This window comes from Vibrio sp. 1159, from assembly GCF_033340395.1.
Lineage (GTDB): Bacteria > Pseudomonadota > Gammaproteobacteria > Enterobacterales > Vibrionaceae > Vibrio > Vibrio alginolyticus.
This window is the reverse complement of sequence record NZ_JAWOWL010000001.1, coordinates 187,055-205,147: the sequence shown is the minus strand read 5'-3', so window position 1 is coordinate 205,147 and position 18,093 is coordinate 187,055. Positions and strand designations below refer to the sequence as shown.

The following is an 18,093-nucleotide window of genomic DNA, read 5'->3' as shown; positions in this document are numbered from 1 at the left end:
AAAATGTGGAAAAAAATACTCGCAAGTTGCTTGCTGGTCGTCGCATTCACAGCGCCTGTTATGGCCAGCGAAGAACCATTAAAGCTTGACTGGATTGACCTTGTTCCAGAAAAAGAGCGTAAATTGTTCGACAGTATAGGCATGCCCGCATCTGATCACAGTGGTGGCGCAGCCCAGCAGTCCAAGATTGGTAACGTTCGACCAGAACTGAACGGAAGCCAAGTTAAAATTCCGGGGTTTGTTATCCCACTTGAAGGTGATGCCGATACCGTCACCGAATTTTTATTGGTGCCATATTTTGGAGCTTGTATTCACGTGCCACCACCGCCTCCAAACCAGATCATTTACGTGAAGTTTCCGAAAGGCGCGCCTGTTCAAGAGTTGTGGGATGTTATATATGTGGTTGGAACGTTGAAAACCGAGACGATAAACCACGAACTGGCAGAAACGGCTTACGTTATTGAGGGATCAGAAATAGAAGCCTACGACGATATGTAATTTAAGTCGTCGATAAGCCTCGCTACACCTAAGGCGTCACACTGGCGCCTTTTTTAGCTTTGTGCTACACGATATAACGAGATAAATACGCTAACACGCCCACATAAATAACCAAAAGAAACGCTATCGACAGGTGCTTTTTGAGTTTACCTGCTTCTGAGAACTTCATAGCCCCTCCAAAATAACGATAACAATTTTAACAACTCATTATCATTTTGAATAGCCCTATTCGTTCAAAAACTGAGAACTCCTGTCTGGTCGCTTGGTCAGATAAGGTGTAAATTTAAACGTGCGAACCGCGCAGTTCTTGGTAGGAAAACGAATGGCAGACCCGACAAAGCAACCTGTTGTCATCGAACATCAGTCAGACACAAAAAAAAATACGCAACAAGAAAAGAAACAAGGCTACATAAAAGACAGTGCTAGTAAGGTAAAAACCATTGCCCAAATACACGGTCTTGACGCCTTACTGCAAACCGAACCGCCAGCCAAATCTGCGTTTGAAAGAGCCCAATTGCGAGAGCAAAGACGCCAAGAACAGCGACAAAAAAACTTAGAACAGATTTTAAAATTAGCGCACAGTTCATGCCGAGATGAGACAGCGGGAGAGCCAGACCAAGATTGGTTGCATCGATTTTTTGAGATGGCTCAAGACATCCATAACAGCGCGATGCAAAAGCTATGGGCTCAAGTGATGAAGCGTGAAGTGACCAATCCGGGTTCAACGTCCATGAAAGCGTTGAAAACCCTCAAAGATATGTCACCAAAGGAAGCACAAACTCTGCAAAGAGCCGCCTCTTTAGCGTGCAGTTTTGGAGGGGATCACAGCAGAAAACTGCTGATTGGTTACAAAGCGCAAGGAGGAATATTTAGCTTCGGCAAGCGAGACGTCGCCAACAGCCTAAATATGGGAAGTTTTCAACTGCCGTATTCAAGCTTGTTGCTCTTATTTGAATTAGGGCTGCTGCACAGTGCCGAACTTGAATCTGGCGAAATTAGTATCGAGACACCGTTGGTCCTCACCTACCAAGGTAAAAACTTGTCACTGAACGTAAACAGTAAAGGTGTCCGCCTTTTATATTACCGCTTCACACCCACAGGCAATGAGCTCTGTACCTTGCTCGGAAACAAACCACATGCCGAATACTACGATCAAATGCTTGCACTGTTAAATCATAGATTTAGTGTCCATAGTGAAGCTAAAAGTACGGTTCATCATACCGTCTAGCCAGCTTGAGAAGCATTTGATCACCTATGATCCAAATACTTCTCCAGCTGCTCAAAGAGCTTTAGGTCACCTATGATCTAAATGCTTTTTTATCGGATCACACCGCGTTGTTTAAGATCGATTAAGCACAAATCCACCAGCTCATCGACACTCTTTTCTCCCGCGGGCAAATCGATTTCAGGGTTCTCTGGCGCTTGATATTCCGAATCAATACCAGTGAAATTAGGAATCTCTCCCGCACGGGCTTTACGGTATAAACCCTTAGGATCTCGACCTTCGCAAACCTCTAGAGATGCATTGACATACACTTCGATAAACTCACCTTCTGGCAATAAATCGCGTACTAACTTCCGCTCTGCACGATGCGGTGAAATAAACGCCGACAGAACAATTAAACCCGCATCTGCCATCAACTTCGCCAGTTCACCAATACGACGAATGTTCTCGCGACGGTCCTGTTCAGAAAAACCTAAATCGCTACACAAACCATGTCGTACATTGTCACCATCCAATAAATAGGTGTGGTAACCCAATGCTGCAAGGCGATTTTCCAACGCCCCTGCTACGGTTGATTTACCCGCTCCAGATAAACCAGTGAACCACAATACGGCAGGTTTTTGCTTCTTTAATTCAGCACGAAACTGTTTATCAACCGAATGCTGGTGCCAAACAATGTTTTCATCTTTTACCGTAGTTTCGGCAGTCATAACGTATCCTTGTAAATATCGGAATTAAAACGGGAAAAAGACCGGGATCAAAGTAAGTACTAATACAGAGTACACAATCGAAATTGGCACTCCAATTCTCACGTAGTCGGTCAATTTGTAATTTCCTACGCTGTACACCAGCAGGTTAGTTTGGTAACCGTAGGGAGAGATAAAGCTCGCACTCGCGCCGAACAAAACCGCCATGATGAATGGCATCGGATCCACGCCATAACCCACCGCCATGCTATAGCCGATAGGAAAAGAAAGCGCAGCCGCGGCATTGTTTGTCACCAATTCAGTGAGTACCAATGTCATGATATAAGTCGCCACCAAGGCACCAAATACTCCCCAGCCATTAAACGCTTCAATAAACATCACTCCCATTCTTTCTGACAATCCAGAAGAGATCATCAGTTGAGCAATAGACAAAGCGGAACCGACAATCACGACGATATCGATCGGAAAACGGCGGCGCAGTTCTGAAACCTGCACAATACCAAACGCAATAAGCGCGATAAGGTACGCAGCTAGACCTTTAATAATCGGTACTAACTCTAATAGAGCGCATCCAATTACGGCTGCAAAGCCCAGTAATACAATAGAAGACTTATTCGTATCAAGCCGAGCGCTAGAGTCCAAGTCATGCACTAAAACAAACTCTTTACGATGAGCTCGGCGTTCAGACTCAAAACGCTTTCCTGGAACCAGAACTAACGTGTCTCCTGGCGCTAAGGTAATACTACCCAAGCCACCTTCTAGGCGTTCGTGGCCTCGGCGAATCGCCACAACAACGGCATCGAATCGGTCGCGGAATCGGCTCTCTTTGAGGGTTTTGTAGCAAAATGTCGCCGACGAGCTCACCACAACTTCGATAAAGTTTTGCCCATTTAAGTGCTGCTGACCAAACAACTTGAGGCCCGGAATTTCTTGCAGGGTCGCGACGCTCTCAACATCGCCACAAAATAACAGGCGGTCTTTTGCATTGAGCACAAAATCCGGTCCCACAGAAGAAACAGTAACACCATCGCGCACCACTTCTGCAAGAAACAGTTTGCGCAGCGCACGTAAATTATTCTCGCTGATCGTACGCCCAACTAGCGGTGAGCCTGGCTCAACGCGAGACTCAAGAAAGTAAGGTAAATCTTCTTGACTTTGATCATCATAATTCGGTAGCAAGTAGCTCAGTGGGATAAGAATCAGCATCCCTCCCACCAGCACAGCCAAACCTATCATCGTAGGTGTAAAAAAGCTCAGGCTCGGTAAGCCTGCGTCTTCGACAAAGCTGTTGATGATTAAGTTAGTCGACGTACCAATCAAAGTTAACGTGCCACCAAAAATGGCGGCATAAGACAAGGGAATAAGTAATTTCGAAGGTGCATGCTGCTGATTACGCTTAATCGCCCCAATCAATGAGACAACCACAGCGGTATTATTCGTAAATGAAGAAAGCAAGGCGGTCGACACACCGAGCTTAGCAATCACGCTGCCTAACTGACCCTCAGAGATACTTCGGCTCACCCAACTGATCAGCAGTGTTTTTTCTAGAGCACAGGATGCAAGAATCAATAGAACCAGGGTTAACAATGAAGAGTTGGTAAAATTGGATGCGATAGTGGCTGAATCCATCATCCCAGCCATGAATGCAATAAAAGCGGCACCCGCAAAGACGTAACTAGGCTTAATTTTCGTGACAAGCAAGCAAGTGATAATGCCAAGCAAAATCGCTAACACAAACCCTTGTTCCCACATAGCCTTTCCTTACCAAATAGCCCCAAAGGGCACAACAACGACTCATTTATCCATGAAACACCGACAAACGAGTAAACAGACAAAAATCAGCGCAAGCGAAAAGAACATCAGAATGCTCGGTTTTCTTGGGCTCCACCGAAGCATTCTGGTATTAGGAGAATACCTAACGACATTTCGCAATTCAGTTAGGTAGCGACGCCCCAAGTACAACAGCAGACAGAGCCTGAAATTATCGTACTTGGGTAAGCCAGTTACTTTTTCAGAAACTGGCTGACGTCTTTTGCTTCCCAGTGTGGGAAGTGTTTACGGACAAGCGCATTAAGCTCAACTTCAAACGCAGAGATGCCCGTCAAATCGCGCTCAACCACGGCGAGGCTCTCTTTAACCATGCCAGCACCAACCGTCACGTTTGTCAGACGATCGATAATGATAAAGCCACCGGTATCTGCACAGTCTTGATAATTGTCCAGCGCGACTGACTCATTAAGAGACCATTCACACAAACCAATACCATTCAATGGCAGCTCTGCCGAGCTATGAGTCGAGAGATTATTAATGTCATATTGATGACGAATCGCTTCAACATGACCTACGGTTTTCTTACCTGCGATTTTGATGTCATAGTCACGACCCGGTTGCAGGGGGTGCTCTGTCATCCATACCACATCGGCAAGCAAATGGTTTGTGGTTTCCACTTGAGCATTATCTAGAACAATCAAATCGCCACGGCTAATATCGATCTCATCGCTTAGCGTCAGAGTGACAGCTAATCCGGCACGAGCTTCTTCGATATCACCATCAAAGGTCACAATACGAGCCACAGTTGACGTTTTACCCGATGGCAATGCTTTAATGGCATCACCGACTTTGATCGAACCAGAAGAAATGGTCCCCGCAAAACCACGGAAATCGAGGTTAGGACGATTAACGTATTGCACAGGGAAGCGGAATTCACCCGCGCCTTTTTCTTGATCCACATCGACCGTTTCAAGAAGCTCAAGCAATGATGGGCCTTTAAACCAAGTCAGGTTTTGGCCTTTATCCACCACATTGTCCCCTTCAAGCGCTGAGATCGGGATGATTTGAATATCAATATCCCCTGTCAGATTCTCAGAGAACTTCAGATACTCATCGCGGATCTCTTCAAAGCGCTCTTGGGAGTAATCCACTAAGTCCATCTTGTTGATCGCGACAACAAAGTGCTTCAAGCCCAACAGGTTGGAAATGAAAGAGTGACGACGAGTTTGATCGAGAATGCCCTTACGTGCATCAACCAGAATCACAGCTAAGTCACATATCGATGCACCTGTAGCCATGTTACGTGTGTACTGCTCGTGTCCAGGAGTATCTGCAATGATGAATTTACGTTTCTGCGTCGAGAAATAGCGGTAAGCTACATCAATCGTGATCCCCTGCTCGCGCTCAGCTTGTAAGCCATCGACCAACAACGCAAGGTCAGGTTTTTCACCCGTGGTGCCCACACGTTGGCTGTCTGAATGCACTGCCGCTAGCTGATCTTCATAAATTTGTTTTGAGTCATGGAGTAAGCGACCGATTAATGTACTTTTACCGTCATCCACCGAGCCACAAGTCAAGAATCTAAGTAACGACTTGTACTGGTGTTGTGTTAAATAGCCTTCGATACCAAGCTCGGCTAATTGAGCTTCAACTGCACTGTTCATTATCTTTCCTTAGATCCTTTAGAAGTAACCTTGACGTTTCTTAAGCTCCATCGATCCTGACTGATCGTGGTCGATCGCTCGGCCTTGGCGCTCACTCGACGTTGCCACTAGCATCTCTTCAATAATGCCAGTTAAAGTGTTTGCTTCAGACTCGATGGCCCCGGTCAATGGATAACAACCAAGGGTACGGAAGCGCACACTCTTCTCTTCAATCACTTCACCCGGTTGAAGCTCCATACGATCATCATCAACCATGATCAGCATGCCATCGCGTTCAACAACTGGGCGTTTGTCCGCGAGGTAAAGCGGCACGATCTCGATGTTTTCTAAATAGATGTATTGCCAGATATCAAGCTCAGTCCAGTTAGACAGCGGGAATACACGAATGCTCTCACCCTTATTGACCTGGCCGTTGTACGTCTTCCATAGCTCAGGACGTTGGTTTTTAGGATCCCATGTATGGTTCTTATCGCGGAATGAATACACGCGCTCTTTCGCCCGTGATTTCTCTTCGTCGCGGCGCGCACCACCAAAGGCCGCATCAAAACCGTACTTGTTCAGCGCTTGTTTTAAGCCTTGAGTCTTCATGATGTCAGTGTGCTTAGAAGAACCATGAACAAACGGACTACAGCCCATGGCTAGACCTTCTGGATTCTTATGTACCAAAAGCTCAAAACCGTATTTGGCCGCGGTGCGATCACGAAATTCAATCATCTCGCGGAACTTCCAATCGGTGTCGACATGCAGCAATGGAAATGGAATCTTACCTGGGTAAAAAGCTTTACGCGCTAGGTGCAGCATCACTGATGAGTCTTTACCAATCGAATACATCATGACTGGGTTATCAAACTCAGCCGCAACTTCGCGGATAATATGGATACTCTCCGCTTCGAGTTGTTTAAGGTGAGTTAAACGTTGTTGGTCCATGTTTTGTATTTCCTTTTTAAGCTTGAAGGCGCATTACGTCTCTAATCTTTGGTCTGAAATTATATGGAGTTGGCAATAGCACTTTTGTTGAATTCAGTACTAGACAAAAACCAGTCTAACTTTTGAGACAGTCGCACTACCTCTCCGACAACAATCAAAGATGGCGATTGTGCTTCCTTCGATAAATCAGAGAGTTGGGAGAGTTCTCCCGTAAATACTTTTTGTTGAATCTGCGTGCCACGCTCAATAATGGCAATCGGAGTCGACGCTGAACGGCCATGCTTAATGAGTTGATTCTGAATATAGTGTGATTTCATCAGCCCCATGTAGATCACTAAAGTCTGATTCCCACGCGCCAACGTGGACCAATCCATCTCATCACTTTCTTCTTTCAAGTGGCCAGTCACAAAGATGGCCGATTGCGCATAATCACGATGAGTCAGTGGAATACCAGCATAAGCGGTTGCGCCAGCTGCTGCGGTAATGCCAGGGACAACTTGAAAACGAACGCCGGCATCAGCAAGCACTTCTAACTCTTCACCACCACGACCAAATACAAACGGATCCCCACCTTTAATGCGCACTACTTTGTAGCCCTGCTTGGCAAAATCCACCAAAAGCTGATTCGTCTTCTCCTGCGGCACACTGTGATGCCCAGCTCGCTTCCCAACGCACACCAAAATCGTATCGCTTGGAATCAATGCCATGATTTCTTCAGACACCAAGTAGTCGTACAAAACCACGTCAGCTTGCTGCAAGCAGTTCAGTGCTTTCACCGTCAGAAGTTCAGGATCGCCTGGTCCTGCACCTACTAAGGCGACTTCACCAGGCTGTAGCGATTGCTTTGCAAAACGAGTAACACCAGCGACTGGGTTGTCAGAAACTAACCGGGGCTTTGGTTTAGGAAAAGAAGTGACTGAATCGTTCGTTGCCATGTGCTTGCTCATCGTCCATTGATATCGTCATGCAAGCATTATGGCGGGGCGTTTATATTACCTGAAATTCTAAAATTTCATTTTTTATTCAAAAATCTGCTAAGAAGTTTTTGTTTGGTCTCATTCAAAAGCGTGAAAAAGTCGGCGGTTAATATGAATAAGGTTCAGTAAACTGATTAATGTTCACAGTTTTCTGTATCTTTATCATCGAGTTGCATCTGTGTTTGATACATTACGCAGTGCGATTTCCCCTTATCATTGAATTGGAGCACCAAATGAAAGTGGCAGTTCATCCTATTTCCCTCGCAGTATTAAGTGGCATGCTAACGCTTGCTGGCCCAACAATGGCCGATACCATCAAGCTTCGTATTATCGAAACCACCGACATTCACACCAACGTGATGGATTACGATTACTACAAAGACCAACCATCACAGCAAATCGGTTTAAGTCGCGCAGCGACAATAGTGAAACAAGCTAAGTCCGAGACAGAAAACACGGTACTAGTAGATAACGGTGATTTAATTCAGGGCAGCCCAATGGGCGATTACATGGCGGCGAAAGGGATTAACGCTGGCGAAATCCACCCGGTATACAAAGCGATGAACCAGTTGGATTACGATGTGGGTAACATTGGTAACCACGAATTCAACTACGGCCTTGAGTTCCTGAAAAACTCTATCGACGGTGCGAACTTCCCTTATGTTAGTGCTAACGTTTTCGACAAGAAGACAGGCGAGCACTACTTCAAACCTTATCTAATTAAAACGCACACGTTCAAAGACACTGATGGTCAAAGCCACGAAATCAAAGTGGGTTACATCGGCTTCGTCCCGCCACAAATCATGGTATGGGATAAGAAGAATCTAGAAGGAAAAGTCTTCGCTGAAGACATCACTGAGACAGCGAAAAAGCTGGTTCCTCAGATGAAGAAAGAAGGCGCAGACGTTATTGTGGCGATTCCACACTCAGGCATTTCTACTGATCCATACAAACTAGGCGCTGAAAACTCTGTTTACTACCTCACAGAAGTTGAAGGTATTGATGCGATTGCTTTTGGCCACTCTCACGCCGTCTTCCCAGGGAAAGACTTCGCAAACCTACCTGGTGTTGATATAGATAAAGGGACCATCAATGGTGTAACGTCCGTGATGCCGGGCCGCTGGGGAAGTCACGTAGGTGTGATGGATTTGATGCTGAAAGAGAAAGACGGCAGATGGCAAGTCGTCGAAGGCCAAGCAGAAGCACGCCCTATCTTCGATAAAGTAAATAAGAAGTCATTAGCTAAAGCCGATGCAGATATTGTGAAAGCGTTAGAAGAAGATCACAAAGGCACTCGTGAATTTGTAAACCAACCAATCGGCAAAGCAAATGATGTCATGTACAGCTTCTTGGCATTAGTGCAGGACGACCCCACCATTCAAATCGTTAACCTTGCTCAGAAAGACTACGTAGAACGCTTTATTCAAGGCGACCCAGACCTTTCTGACATTCCAGTACTGAGTGCGGCAGCACCATTTAAAGTCGGCGGTCGTAAGAACGATCCGAATAACTTTACAGAAGTAGAATCCGGTCAGCTCACCTTCCGTAATGCGGCCGATCTTTACTTATATCCAAACACCTTGGTTGCGATGAAAGTGAAAGGTAAAGAAGTTCGCGAATGGCTAGAGTGCAGTGCGGGTCAATTCAACCACATCGACATCAACAATCCTAAACCGCAATCTTTGATTGATTGGGATAATTTCCGTACGTACAACTTCGATGTTATTGATGGGGTTAACTACCAAATCGACGTTACCCAACCGCCGAAGTACGATGCGGATTGTAAAGTGATTAATCCAGATTCTCAGCGCATTGTGAATCTGACGTTCAATGGTAAGCCTGTCAATCCGAAGCAAGATTTCATCATCGCAACCAATAACTACCGTGCTTATAGCAATACTTTCCCTGGTACAGGCCCAGATTTCATTGCATTTGACGCACCAGATGAAAACCGCTCTGTCGTCGCCACTTATATTTCTCGCGTGAGTGAAGAAAAAGGAGAAGTGACACCAAGCGCTGACAACAACTGGTCTTTCGCACCGATTAAGTCCGATAACAAGCTAGATATTCGTTTCGAAACCTCCCCTAGCGATAAAGCGGCGCAGTTCATCAAAGAGAAAGGACAATACCCAATGAAACGCGTGTCAACAGACGACATTGGTTTCGCAATTTATCAAATCGATCTGAATAAATAAGGTTGATTTGACAGCAACACTAAGCGGCTCTCATGAGCCGCTTTTTTGTTATCAATAAAACCCGTTAAAATAAAGAAAACCGTTTCCGAGTTATCACATGCACATCGATCTTTTTTCAGACTTAGTCAATCATGGCTTTTTAGAGACAGAAGCAAACCAACTTATTGAAAATGGTGAGTTGCTCGAACTGCCTACACGCCACATTCTTAATCACCAAGGGGAGTTGAGCTCACACCTTTACTTCATCATTGAGGGGTTATGCCACGCAAGCTATCTCACGGAGCACGGCAAAGAATTCAGTAAAGAATTTTATTGGGAGAAGGACTGGGTTATCGGGTTTGAGAGCATAATAAAGGACCAACCTTCGCCTTACTTATTGGAAACGCTGAGCGCTTGTCAGCTATTTTGCTTGCCAATTGAAACGTTGCATCACTGGCGAGCAGAAAAGCACGCCATTTACTTAAAGCTACTCGAAAACCAACTGGTTAATAAAGAGAATAAAGAACGCTTTATGTTGCTCTACTCTCCAGAGGAACGATATCAATTATTTTGCGCTCATTACCCAGATTTAAAGCAACGTATTACCGATAGTCAAATTGCGGCCTACCTGGGCATTACGCCAATCAGTTTGAGTCGAATCAAAGCACGCTTAACCAAAGATCACACTCTCAAATAAACTCAAAAAAGAAAAAAGCTCTTCAAACGAAGAGCTTTTTCTCTGCTATTTGAGCTATTTAAGAATTCGCGCCCGGAACTGGCGCCCTTTCATCTTGCCGTTACTAATGGTTTGTAGAGCCTTTTTAGCCACAGACTTTTCGACGGCAACATAAGCGCGCACAGGGAATAGGTGAATCTTTCCGACTTGAGAGCCTGGAATACCATTTTTTCCTGTCAAACAACCTAAAATATCACCCGGTCGTACTTTCTGTTTCTTACCGCCATCAATGTTAATCGTCACCATTTTCGCTTGGTATGGCTGCTGATTTGATTTGGCAGGCAATGTTGCTGGTACCACGTCCATCTCTAGGTATTCTTCAATACGAGCTACACGTAAACCGTCTTTCTCACCAAAAAAGCTAAACGCTAAACCTTTACTACCCGCACGACCTGTACGACCAATACGGTGCACATGAACCTCAGGATCGCGTGATAGCTCAAAGTTAAAGACAGCATCAAGATTATCAACGTCTAAGCCACGCGCCGCAACGTCTGTTGCAACAAGGATAGACACACTCTTGTTAGCAAACTGCACCAATGCTTGGTCGCGTTCACGCTGCTCTAAGTCCCCATGGATATCGATAACGCTGAATCCTTTGTGATGCAACTCATCTGCGACACTTTGCACTTCTTTTTTGGTATTACAAAAAACCACCGCGGACTCTGGCTGGTGAGTCAGCAGCAAATTCGCCAACGCTTCATCACGTGCTTCCGAGCCTTCAACTTTATAGAAGTACTGCGCAATGCTTGAGGTATCATGCGTCGATTCCACCTTAATCACTTCCGGTGTCTGCATTATACGCTGCGCAATTTGCTCAATTTTCTCTGGAAAAGTAGCACTGAAAAGTAGAGTTTGGCGCTGCTTTGGCGCTGCATCGATGATTGCATCTAATGCGTCTTGGAAACCCATGTCCAACATGCGATCAGCTTCATCTAGCACCAAGGTATTCAGTTCGCTAAGATCAATTCGGCCTTTCTCAAGGTGATCCAAAATACGACCAGGAGTACCAACTAGGATATGCGCACCATGCTCTAACGAACCAATTTGTGGCCCCATTGGCATCCCACCGCAGAGAGTAAGCACTTTAATATTATGAATGCCGCGACCTAAAGTACGAATTTCCTTCGCTACTTGATCTGCAAGCTCACGTGTTGGACACAATACTAATGACTGGACACGAAAGCGTTTGACGTTGAGGTTCGATAAAACCCCTAAACCAAATGCAGCGGTTTTACCTGAGCCCGTTTTACCCTGCCCGATGACATCACGATGTTTTAGGATTGCAGGCAAGCTCAAAGCTTGAATTGGCGTCATGTGGGTATAGTTCAGGGAATCAAGTGTGGCGAGTAACGCTGGGTTAAGCCCAACTTGATCGAATGTTTGTTTGCTCACGGGGATATCCTCAGGTGAGATGGAAAGAGGGCACATTATCACCAGATTTGGTGGGAAAACCAGTGCTAATTAACCTTTGTTAATGAGTATGAGCTCAAAACAAAGTAAAGTCAGTCACTCTATTCTCATTACGGATAACAACATGCTCACTTGGATTACTTTGCCCTTTGCTCAGCTAACAACCACGCAGCTGTATGAAATGATGAAATTGCGTGTGGATGTATTCGTTGTTGAACAAACCTGCCCTTACCCTGAACTTGATGGTAAGGACACGCTGGAAGGCGTTTATCATCTAATAGGCTATCACGGTGATGAACTGGTTGCTTGCGCAAGATTACTGCCCGCAGGCACTACGTATGACAATGTGAGTATTGGTCGAGTGGTGACAAAGCAGACCGCGCGAGGCGGTGGCTTAGGTCATAAATTATTGGACAAGGCCTTGGCACAATGCGAAACATTATGGCCAGGACAGACAATAGATATAGGTGCTCAAGAACACCTCATCCAGTTTTATGCTAGTCATGGATTCAAGGTTATCTCAGAGTGCTATCTTGAAGATGGTATCCCTCATGTGGATATGCGGAAAGAATCCGTAGCGCTATAAGCTTCAACTCGATTGGTTACTATGAAAACTAATCGCTATGAAAAACTAACTAAAAAGACGCTATATCTTCGCGTCTTTTCATTTGAAGCGTTTACTTGTTACGTCCAAAGGTCCCATCCGATAAACGGAAAAACATAACGGACCGCCCGCTTTTTTCCAGCTGTAGCATATCTAACTCGCCTTCGTCACTAAGCTTAAAGCGAATCAACTGTCCCTGCTTTATTTGGCTTAGCGGCTTATCACTGCCTTCTATTTTGACTAGAGCGCTAAGATCCGCCATAGAGAGCTGATTACTTCTGAAAACCTGCGCTAATGTATCACCATTTTTAACCGTGTACTCTTTCCAGTCTTCAGATTTCGGTCCAGAGTTCTGAGAGGTTCTCTGCTGGCTTAAACTCTGCGCGTTCAGCTCAATCGCTACGCGTTGATGATCGACCTCAGTCTGCTCAACTGGTTGATCTGTTTTATTTGGCAAAGGAATAACAAGGAGTACCAGAATCAATGGCACTAAGACCATCAAAGCACGCTGATGAAATTTAGGCAGACGCAACCAAAACTGCTTAACAGGCTGTATACGCTCCAACCATTGCTCTTTGTTGAACGGCTGCTTCCAGTCGATAGCAGCGAATTTTTGTTTAACCAATTCGACATAGTCGACTTGCTGCTTTTTCTTTCTGCGACGATTCATTGTAATGAGTCCCTTAATACTTCTACGGTCAGTATAAAAATACCGACGCGGAGAGTATATGTTTTTCACCAAACTAAAATGGAATTGGGATTAAATTAGCAGAAATTTCACTTGGAGTAAGAGATAAGTCACAACCTGGCCGCCTCAATTAAGCATTCAGTCGCAATCATTTAAACCTAAGCTCGAAACTGATATCCTGTTACCTTTATCACTCCTAATAAGAGCGACATTCATGTCTGAAATTAAATTTGAAACTGCAGAACAAAAAGCAAGCTACGGCATTGGTCTGCAAATGGGTCAGCAACTTGCAGGCTCTGGTCTTGAAGGTCTTAGCGTTGATGCTATCGCAGCGGGTATTGCAACAGCACTAACTGGTGACATGCCATCAATCGAAATTGATGAAATCAACAAAGCACTACAAGAACTTCACACTCGTGCAGAAACAGCTCGCCAAGAAGCAGCAAAAATTGCGGCAGCAGAAGGCGAAGCGTTCCTAAAAGACAACGCTCTACGACCTGAAGTTAACGTTCTAGACTCTGGTCTTCAGTACGAAATCATTTCTGAAGGTACTGGTGCAGTTCCTACATCAGAAAGCTCAGTTCGCGTTCACTACCACGGTGAGCTAACTGACGGTACTGTATTCGATAGCTCTGTATCTCGCGGTCAACCTGCTGAATTCCCTGTTACAGGTGTAATCAAAGGTTGGGTAGAGGCACTACAACTAATGCCTGTTGGCTCTAAGTGGAAGCTATACGTACCACAAGATCTTGCGTACGGTGAGCGTGGCGCTGGTGCGGCTATCCCTCCATTTGCAGCTTTAGTTTTCGAAGTAGAACTATTAGATATTATCTAATTGAAACCATTTTCAATTATGATTAAATAAAACGGCGCACTAGCGCCGTTTTTTTGTCTAAACTGAATAGACTTTCTCACCTCTGAACCTTTCACTCTGATAGCCTTTAAAAATAAAATCACTTTTAAAAAACGCTCAACCTTTGGAGGTACTATGCGTAAAACACTCCTAACTCTAGCACTCCTATCAATCAACATTGGTAGTGCGCACGCATTCTTAGATTCAGTCACTCAAAAAAGTAAAGAAAGTGGCCTGATGGACATGGTCGGCAGCAGCTTGAACACCGAGTCATCTCCATTAACAGACATGCTAACTAGCCAATTACCAGTATCCACTGAGCAAGCAGCCGGAGGCAGTGGTGCGCTACTCGCTTTGGCTCAAAGCCAGCTTTCGCAAGAAAATAGTAGTGAATTACAGTCTTTGATTCCTGGACTTTCAAACTTGCAAGGAGCACAAAGCTTACTAGGAAATATTGAGAATATCAGTGCAGTCAAAAGTGCATTCGATACGTTAGGTTTAGACCCATCTATGATCAGTCAGTTTGCTCCAGTCATCTTGGATTACTTGAACAAGCAAGGCGCTAGCGAAGGGCTTCTAAGTTCGTTGGGCGGATTGTGGAATACTAGTAAATAAGCGTAAGTGATAATCACTTTTTAAATTGCCAGTCTGCATGGGTTGAAATAAATGCAGGCTGGATATAAAGGTTTACTGAATTACAGATACAAAAAAGCCGAGCTAATGCTCGGCTTTCTCGTTCTTACGAACTGATTACTCAGCAGCTTCTTCAGCAGCTGGGCGATCTACAAGCTCAATGTAAGCCATTGGAGCTTTATCACCAGCACGGAAGCCAGCTTTTAGGATACGAGTGTAACCGCCCTGACGAGCAGCAAAACGTGGACCTAGTTCGTTAAATAGTTTTGCAACTACTTCGTTGTCACGAGTACGTGCAAATGCTAGACGACGGTTAGCAACACTGTCAGTCTTAGCTAGTGTAATCAAAGGCTCAACTACGCGACGTAGCTCTTTTGCTTTTGGCAAAGTAGTCTTGATAACTTCATGACGTACTAGAGAGCTAGCCATGTTGCTGAACATCGCTTTGCGATGTGAGCTGTTGCGGTTGAGTTGACGACCACTCTTACGATGGCGCATGACCTAATCCTTCTAACTAGTATCGATTAATCTTCAGCGATTGATGCAGGTGGCCAGTTTTCTAGGCGCATGCCCAGAGACAGACCACGTGACGCAAGTACGTCTTTAATCTCAGTAAGAGATTTTTTACCAAGGTTAGGCGTTTTAAGTAGCTCAACCTCAGTACGTTGTACTAGATCACCGATGTAGTGAATCGCTTCTGCTTTCAGACAGTTAGCAGAGCGAACTGTTAGTTCAAGATCGTCTACAGGACGCAGTAGGATCGGATCGAATTCTGGCTTCTCTTCCTTCTCCTCAGGAACTCGTACATCACGAAGATCTACGAATGCATCCAATTGTTCAGCTAGGATAGTAGCTGCACGACGGATTGCTTCCTCAGGTTCTAGAGTACCGTTTGTTTCCATATCGATAACAAGCTTGTCTAGATCAGTACGCTGTTCTACACGAGCTGCTTCTACAGCGTAGGCAATTTTGTCTACTGGGCTGTAAGTAGCATCTACTAGTAGGCGACCGATAGGACGCTCGTCTTCTTCGTTATGGATACGCGCAGAAGCTGGAACATAACCACGACCACGTTCAACTTTGATACGCATTGCGATCTCAGCGTTGTCATCCGTTAGGTGACAAATTACGTGTTCAGGGTTAGCGATCTCTACATCACCATCATGGGTGATGTCACCTGCAACCACAGGGCCCGAGCCTGATTTGTTCAAAGTAATGAACACTTCATCTTTGCCTTCGGCAACGCGCACAGCCAAACCTTTAAGGTTTAGAAGAATTTCAAGAATATCTTCTTGAACGCCTTCTTTCGTGCTGTACTCATGAAGTACGCCTTCGATTTCTACTTCTGTTACAGCACAACCTGGCATAGAAGATAGAAGGATGCGGCGAAGTGCATTACCCAGAGTATGACCAAAGCCACGCTCTAATGGCTCAAGAGTTACTTTTGCGTGAGTCGAGCTGATTTGTTCGATGTCAACTAGACGTGGCTTAAGAAATTCTGTTACAGAACCCTGCATTGTGTCCTCTCTTTAGTTTAAACCTTACTTAGAGTAAAGCTCGACGATCAATTGTTCGTTGATGTCAGCTGATAGATCAGAACGCTCAGGCATACGCTTGAATGTACCTTCCATCTTGCCACCATCTACTTCAATCCAAGTTGGTTTTTCACGTTGTTCAGCAACTTCTAGAGCTGCTTTGATACGAGCTTGCTGTTTAGCTTTCTCGCGAATAGAAACAACGTCATTAGCCGCTACTTTGAAAGAAGGAACGTTTACAACTTTACCGTTTACTAGGATAGCTTTGTGGCTAACTAGCTGACGTGCTTCTGCGCGAGTTGCGCCAAAGCCCATGCGGTAAACTACGTTATCAAGACGACCTTCAAGAAGCTGAAGTAGGTTTTCACCAGTGTTGCCTTTTAGGCGAGCAGCTTCTTTGTAGTAGTTACGGAATTGTTTTTCTAAAACGCCGTACATACGACGTACTTTTTGCTTCTCACGAAGCTGAACGCCATACTCAGATAGACGACCGCGACGAGCGCCGTGTACACCTGGTGCGTTATCAATTTTACACTTGGTATCGATCGCGCGAACACCAGACTTAAGGAATAAGTCAGTGCCTTCACGACGGCTAAGCTTCAGCTTAGGACCCAAATATCTTGCCATGATTCTTCTCCAATTGTCCTAGAAACGTTATACGCGACGTTTCTTAGGTGGACGACAACCGTTATGAGGGATTGGTGTAGCATCAACGATGTTTGTGATGCGGAAACCAGCGGCGTTTAGTGCACGAACAGTAGATTCGCGACCTGGACCAGGACCCTTAACCATAACTTCCAAGTTCTTTAGGCCGTATTCTTTAGCCATTTCAGCACAACGCTCAGCAGCAACCTGTGCAGCGAACGGAGTAGACTTACGAGAACCACGGAAACCAGAACCACCTGCAGTAGCCCATGCAAGAGCGTTACCTTGACGGTCAGTAATGGTTACGATTGTGTTATTGAAAGAAGCATGGATGTGCGCAACGCCATCTGCAACTTGCTTGCGTACGCGCTTACGAGCGCGAGTTGGTTGTTTAGCCATTGTACTCTACCTTCCCGATTATTTCTTGATCGGCTTACGCGGACCCTTACGGGTGCGAGCGTTGGTTTTAGTACGCTGTCCACGTAGTGGTAGACTGCGACGATGACGAAGACCACGGTAACAGCCAAGGTCCATAAGACGCTTGATGTTCATAGATACTTCACGACGTAGATCACCTTCTACAGTGTACTTAGCTACACCATCACGCAGTTGATCGATCTGCTCTTCAGTTAGTTCACTGATCTTAACATTTTCAGCAATACCCACTTCAGCTAGGATAGCTTGAGAGCGAGTTTTACCGATGCCGTAGATCGCTGTTAGAGCGATTACTGCATGTTTCTGATCAGGAATGTTAATGCCTGCTATACGGGCCATTATTCACTCCTAAGTGTTTCTATAAAAGAATTAGCCGCAGCAAAGCCCGTTATGGATACGCTGCGGAATACTACTTCTTTTGCACGCAAAAGGTAGGCCGAGGAATATACTCGACCCAACCTTCATTTTCAAGTAAAAATTTCTGCTAATTAGCCTTGGCGCTGTTTGTGCTTTGGCTCACTGCAAATCACGCGAACGACACCGTTACGCTTGATTACTTTACAGTTACGGCAGATTTTTTTAACGGAAGCACGAACTTTCATTGCTAAA

The 18,093-nt window shown here is 45.2% G+C and carries 20 protein-coding genes; 7 read left to right on the top strand and 13 right to left on the bottom strand.

Annotated features, from left to right (window positions below; all coding sequences use genetic code 11):
- The first annotated feature begins 3 nt into the window (after window positions 1-3).
- Together R7127_RS01020 and R7127_RS01015 are read left to right on the top strand one after the other, a co-directional pair.
- The gene (locus R7127_RS01020; protein WP_005379600.1) at window positions 4-498 is read left to right on the top strand and encodes a DUF3299 domain-containing protein; all 495 of its coding nucleotides are present in this window, start codon (window positions 4-6) and stop codon (window positions 496-498) included.
- A 322-nt stretch (window positions 499-820) separates the two neighbouring features.
- Window positions 821-1,726, top strand: coding sequence for a TIGR03899 family protein (locus R7127_RS01015; protein WP_258483290.1), 906 nt, complete (start codon window positions 821-823; stop codon window positions 1,724-1,726).
- Between the two features lie 89 nt (window positions 1,727-1,815).
- Here R7127_RS01015 and cysC read toward each other — a convergent pair whose 3' ends face one another.
- The 5 genes from cysC to cobA form a co-directional block, all read right to left on the bottom strand.
- Window positions 1,816-2,433, bottom strand: a complete 618-nt coding sequence (gene cysC, locus R7127_RS01010) for an adenylyl-sulfate kinase (RefSeq protein WP_005379598.1) — start codon at window positions 2,431-2,433, stop codon at window positions 1,816-1,818.
- Window positions 2,434-2,457: 24 nt separating this feature from the next.
- Complete coding sequence (locus R7127_RS01005) at window positions 2,458-4,182, bottom strand: SLC13 family permease (RefSeq protein ID WP_253644116.1); 1,725 nt, start codon at window positions 4,180-4,182, stop codon at window positions 2,458-2,460.
- 251 nt (window positions 4,183-4,433) lie between these two features.
- Window positions 4,434-5,864 (bottom strand): sulfate adenylyltransferase subunit CysN, encoded by a 1,431-nt coding sequence (gene cysN, locus R7127_RS01000; RefSeq protein WP_318141813.1) that lies wholly within the window; start codon window positions 5,862-5,864, stop codon window positions 4,434-4,436.
- Between the two features lie 18 nt (window positions 5,865-5,882).
- Window positions 5,883-6,791, bottom strand: a complete 909-nt coding sequence (gene cysD, locus R7127_RS00995; protein WP_005379592.1) for a sulfate adenylyltransferase subunit CysD — start codon at window positions 6,789-6,791, stop codon at window positions 5,883-5,885.
- Window positions 6,792-6,850: 59 nt separating this feature from the next.
- Entirely contained in the window at window positions 6,851-7,726 is an 876-nt protein-coding gene (cobA, locus tag R7127_RS00990) for a uroporphyrinogen-III C-methyltransferase (RefSeq protein ID WP_031780800.1), read from the bottom strand.
- Between the two features lie 275 nt (window positions 7,727-8,001).
- Between cobA and cpdB the strand changes: the two genes are divergently transcribed.
- Both cpdB and R7127_RS00980 read left to right on the top strand, forming a co-directional pair.
- Window positions 8,002-9,963: a 2',3'-cyclic-nucleotide 2'-phosphodiesterase gene (gene cpdB, locus R7127_RS00985; RefSeq protein WP_047101902.1), complete on the top strand. Its 1,962-nt coding sequence runs from the start codon at window positions 8,002-8,004 to the stop codon at window positions 9,961-9,963.
- Window positions 9,964-10,060: 97 nt separating this feature from the next.
- Window positions 10,061-10,639: a Crp/Fnr family transcriptional regulator gene (locus R7127_RS00980; RefSeq protein ID WP_005379584.1), complete on the top strand. Its 579-nt coding sequence runs from the start codon at window positions 10,061-10,063 to the stop codon at window positions 10,637-10,639.
- Window positions 10,640-10,693: 54 nt separating this feature from the next.
- Here R7127_RS00980 and dbpA read toward each other — a convergent pair whose 3' ends face one another.
- A complete protein-coding gene (dbpA, locus tag R7127_RS00975; protein WP_005379583.1) occupies window positions 10,694-12,073 on the bottom strand; it encodes an ATP-dependent RNA helicase DbpA in 1,380 nt (459 codons plus the stop codon).
- Between the two features lie 142 nt (window positions 12,074-12,215).
- Here dbpA and R7127_RS00970 point away from each other — a divergent pair, with 142 nt between their 5' ends.
- Entirely contained in the window at window positions 12,216-12,677 is a 462-nt protein-coding gene (locus R7127_RS00970; protein WP_017820295.1) for a GNAT family N-acetyltransferase, read from the top strand.
- Between the two features lie 91 nt (window positions 12,678-12,768).
- Here the strand turns inward: R7127_RS00970 and R7127_RS00965 are convergent, their stop codons facing one another.
- On the bottom strand, window positions 12,769-13,365 hold the full coding sequence (locus R7127_RS00965) for a LysM-like peptidoglycan-binding domain-containing protein (RefSeq protein ID WP_017820296.1): 597 nt from the start codon (window positions 13,363-13,365) through the stop codon (window positions 12,769-12,771).
- Window positions 13,366-13,597: 232 nt separating this feature from the next.
- Between R7127_RS00965 and R7127_RS00960 the strand changes: the two genes are divergently transcribed.
- Together R7127_RS00960 and R7127_RS00955 are read left to right on the top strand one after the other, a co-directional pair.
- Window positions 13,598-14,218: an FKBP-type peptidyl-prolyl cis-trans isomerase gene (locus tag R7127_RS00960; RefSeq protein WP_253644117.1), complete on the top strand. Its 621-nt coding sequence runs from the start codon at window positions 13,598-13,600 to the stop codon at window positions 14,216-14,218.
- Window positions 14,219-14,371: 153 nt separating this feature from the next.
- On the top strand, window positions 14,372-14,851 hold the full coding sequence (locus R7127_RS00955) for a DUF2780 domain-containing protein (RefSeq protein WP_017820297.1): 480 nt from the start codon (window positions 14,372-14,374) through the stop codon (window positions 14,849-14,851).
- A 135-nt stretch (window positions 14,852-14,986) separates the two neighbouring features.
- Here R7127_RS00955 and rplQ read toward each other — a convergent pair whose 3' ends face one another.
- The 6 genes from rplQ to rpmJ all read right to left on the bottom strand — a co-directional run bounded on the left by rplQ (window position 14,987) and on the right by rpmJ (window position 18,086).
- Complete coding sequence (rplQ, locus tag R7127_RS00950; protein WP_005383141.1) at window positions 14,987-15,367, bottom strand: 50S ribosomal protein L17; 381 nt, start codon at window positions 15,365-15,367, stop codon at window positions 14,987-14,989.
- A 26-nt stretch (window positions 15,368-15,393) separates the two neighbouring features.
- Window positions 15,394-16,386, bottom strand: a complete 993-nt coding sequence (locus R7127_RS00945; RefSeq protein WP_005383143.1) for a DNA-directed RNA polymerase subunit alpha — start codon at window positions 16,384-16,386, stop codon at window positions 15,394-15,396.
- Between the two features lie 24 nt (window positions 16,387-16,410).
- A complete protein-coding gene (gene rpsD / locus R7127_RS00940; protein WP_005383146.1) occupies window positions 16,411-17,031 on the bottom strand; it encodes a 30S ribosomal protein S4 in 621 nt (206 codons plus the stop codon).
- 27 nt (window positions 17,032-17,058) lie between these two features.
- Window positions 17,059-17,448, bottom strand: a complete 390-nt coding sequence (gene rpsK / locus R7127_RS00935; RefSeq protein WP_001118870.1) for a 30S ribosomal protein S11 — start codon at window positions 17,446-17,448, stop codon at window positions 17,059-17,061.
- Between the two features lie 18 nt (window positions 17,449-17,466).
- Window positions 17,467-17,823: a 30S ribosomal protein S13 gene (rpsM, locus tag R7127_RS00930; RefSeq protein WP_005383154.1), complete on the bottom strand. Its 357-nt coding sequence runs from the start codon at window positions 17,821-17,823 to the stop codon at window positions 17,467-17,469.
- Between the two features lie 149 nt (window positions 17,824-17,972).
- Window positions 17,973-18,086, bottom strand: coding sequence for a 50S ribosomal protein L36 (gene rpmJ, locus R7127_RS00925; protein ID WP_000868186.1), 114 nt, complete (start codon window positions 18,084-18,086; stop codon window positions 17,973-17,975).
- Window positions 18,087-18,093: the final 7 nt, after the last annotated feature.

Bases quoted from the DNA above. Each gene is read 5' to 3' on its own strand.
- R7127_RS01020 (WP_005379600.1), top strand. From the start codon at position 4: ATGTGGAAAAAAATACTCGCAAGTTGCTTGCTGGTCGTCGCATTCACA.
- R7127_RS01015 (WP_258483290.1), top strand. From the start codon at position 821: ATGGCAGACCCGACAAAGCAACCTGTTGTCATCGAACATCAGTCAGAC.
- cysC (WP_005379598.1), bottom strand. From the start codon at position 2,433: ATGACTGCCGAAACTACGGTAAAAGATGAAAACATTGTTTGGCACCAG.
- R7127_RS01005 (WP_253644116.1), bottom strand. From the start codon at position 4,182: ATGTGGGAACAAGGGTTTGTGTTAGCGATTTTGCTTGGCATTATCACT.
- cysN (WP_318141813.1), bottom strand. From the start codon at position 5,864: ATGAACAGTGCAGTTGAAGCTCAATTAGCCGAGCTTGGTATCGAAGGC.
- cysD (WP_005379592.1), bottom strand. From the start codon at position 6,791: ATGGACCAACAACGTTTAACTCACCTTAAACAACTCGAAGCGGAGAGT.
- cobA (WP_031780800.1), bottom strand. From the start codon at position 7,726: ATGGCAACGAACGATTCAGTCACTTCTTTTCCTAAACCAAAGCCCCGG.
- cpdB (WP_047101902.1), top strand. From the start codon at position 8,002: ATGAAAGTGGCAGTTCATCCTATTTCCCTCGCAGTATTAAGTGGCATG.
- R7127_RS00980 (WP_005379584.1), top strand. From the start codon at position 10,061: ATGCACATCGATCTTTTTTCAGACTTAGTCAATCATGGCTTTTTAGAG.
- R7127_RS00970 (WP_017820295.1), top strand. From the start codon at position 12,216: ATGCTCACTTGGATTACTTTGCCCTTTGCTCAGCTAACAACCACGCAG.
- R7127_RS00965 (WP_017820296.1), bottom strand. From the start codon at position 13,365: ATGAATCGTCGCAGAAAGAAAAAGCAGCAAGTCGACTATGTCGAATTG.
- R7127_RS00960 (WP_253644117.1), top strand. From the start codon at position 13,598: ATGTCTGAAATTAAATTTGAAACTGCAGAACAAAAAGCAAGCTACGGC.
- R7127_RS00955 (WP_017820297.1), top strand. From the start codon at position 14,372: ATGCGTAAAACACTCCTAACTCTAGCACTCCTATCAATCAACATTGGT.
- rplQ (WP_005383141.1), bottom strand. From the start codon at position 15,367: ATGCGCCATCGTAAGAGTGGTCGTCAACTCAACCGCAACAGCTCACAT.
- R7127_RS00945 (WP_005383143.1), bottom strand. From the start codon at position 16,386: ATGCAGGGTTCTGTAACAGAATTTCTTAAGCCACGTCTAGTTGACATC.
- rpsD (WP_005383146.1), bottom strand. From the start codon at position 17,031: ATGGCAAGATATTTGGGTCCTAAGCTGAAGCTTAGCCGTCGTGAAGGC.
- rpsK (WP_001118870.1), bottom strand. From the start codon at position 17,448: ATGGCTAAACAACCAACTCGCGCTCGTAAGCGCGTACGCAAGCAAGTT.
- rpsM (WP_005383154.1), bottom strand. From the start codon at position 17,823: ATGGCCCGTATAGCAGGCATTAACATTCCTGATCAGAAACATGCAGTA.
- rpmJ (WP_000868186.1), bottom strand. From the start codon at position 18,086: ATGAAAGTTCGTGCTTCCGTTAAAAAAATCTGCCGTAACTGTAAAGTA.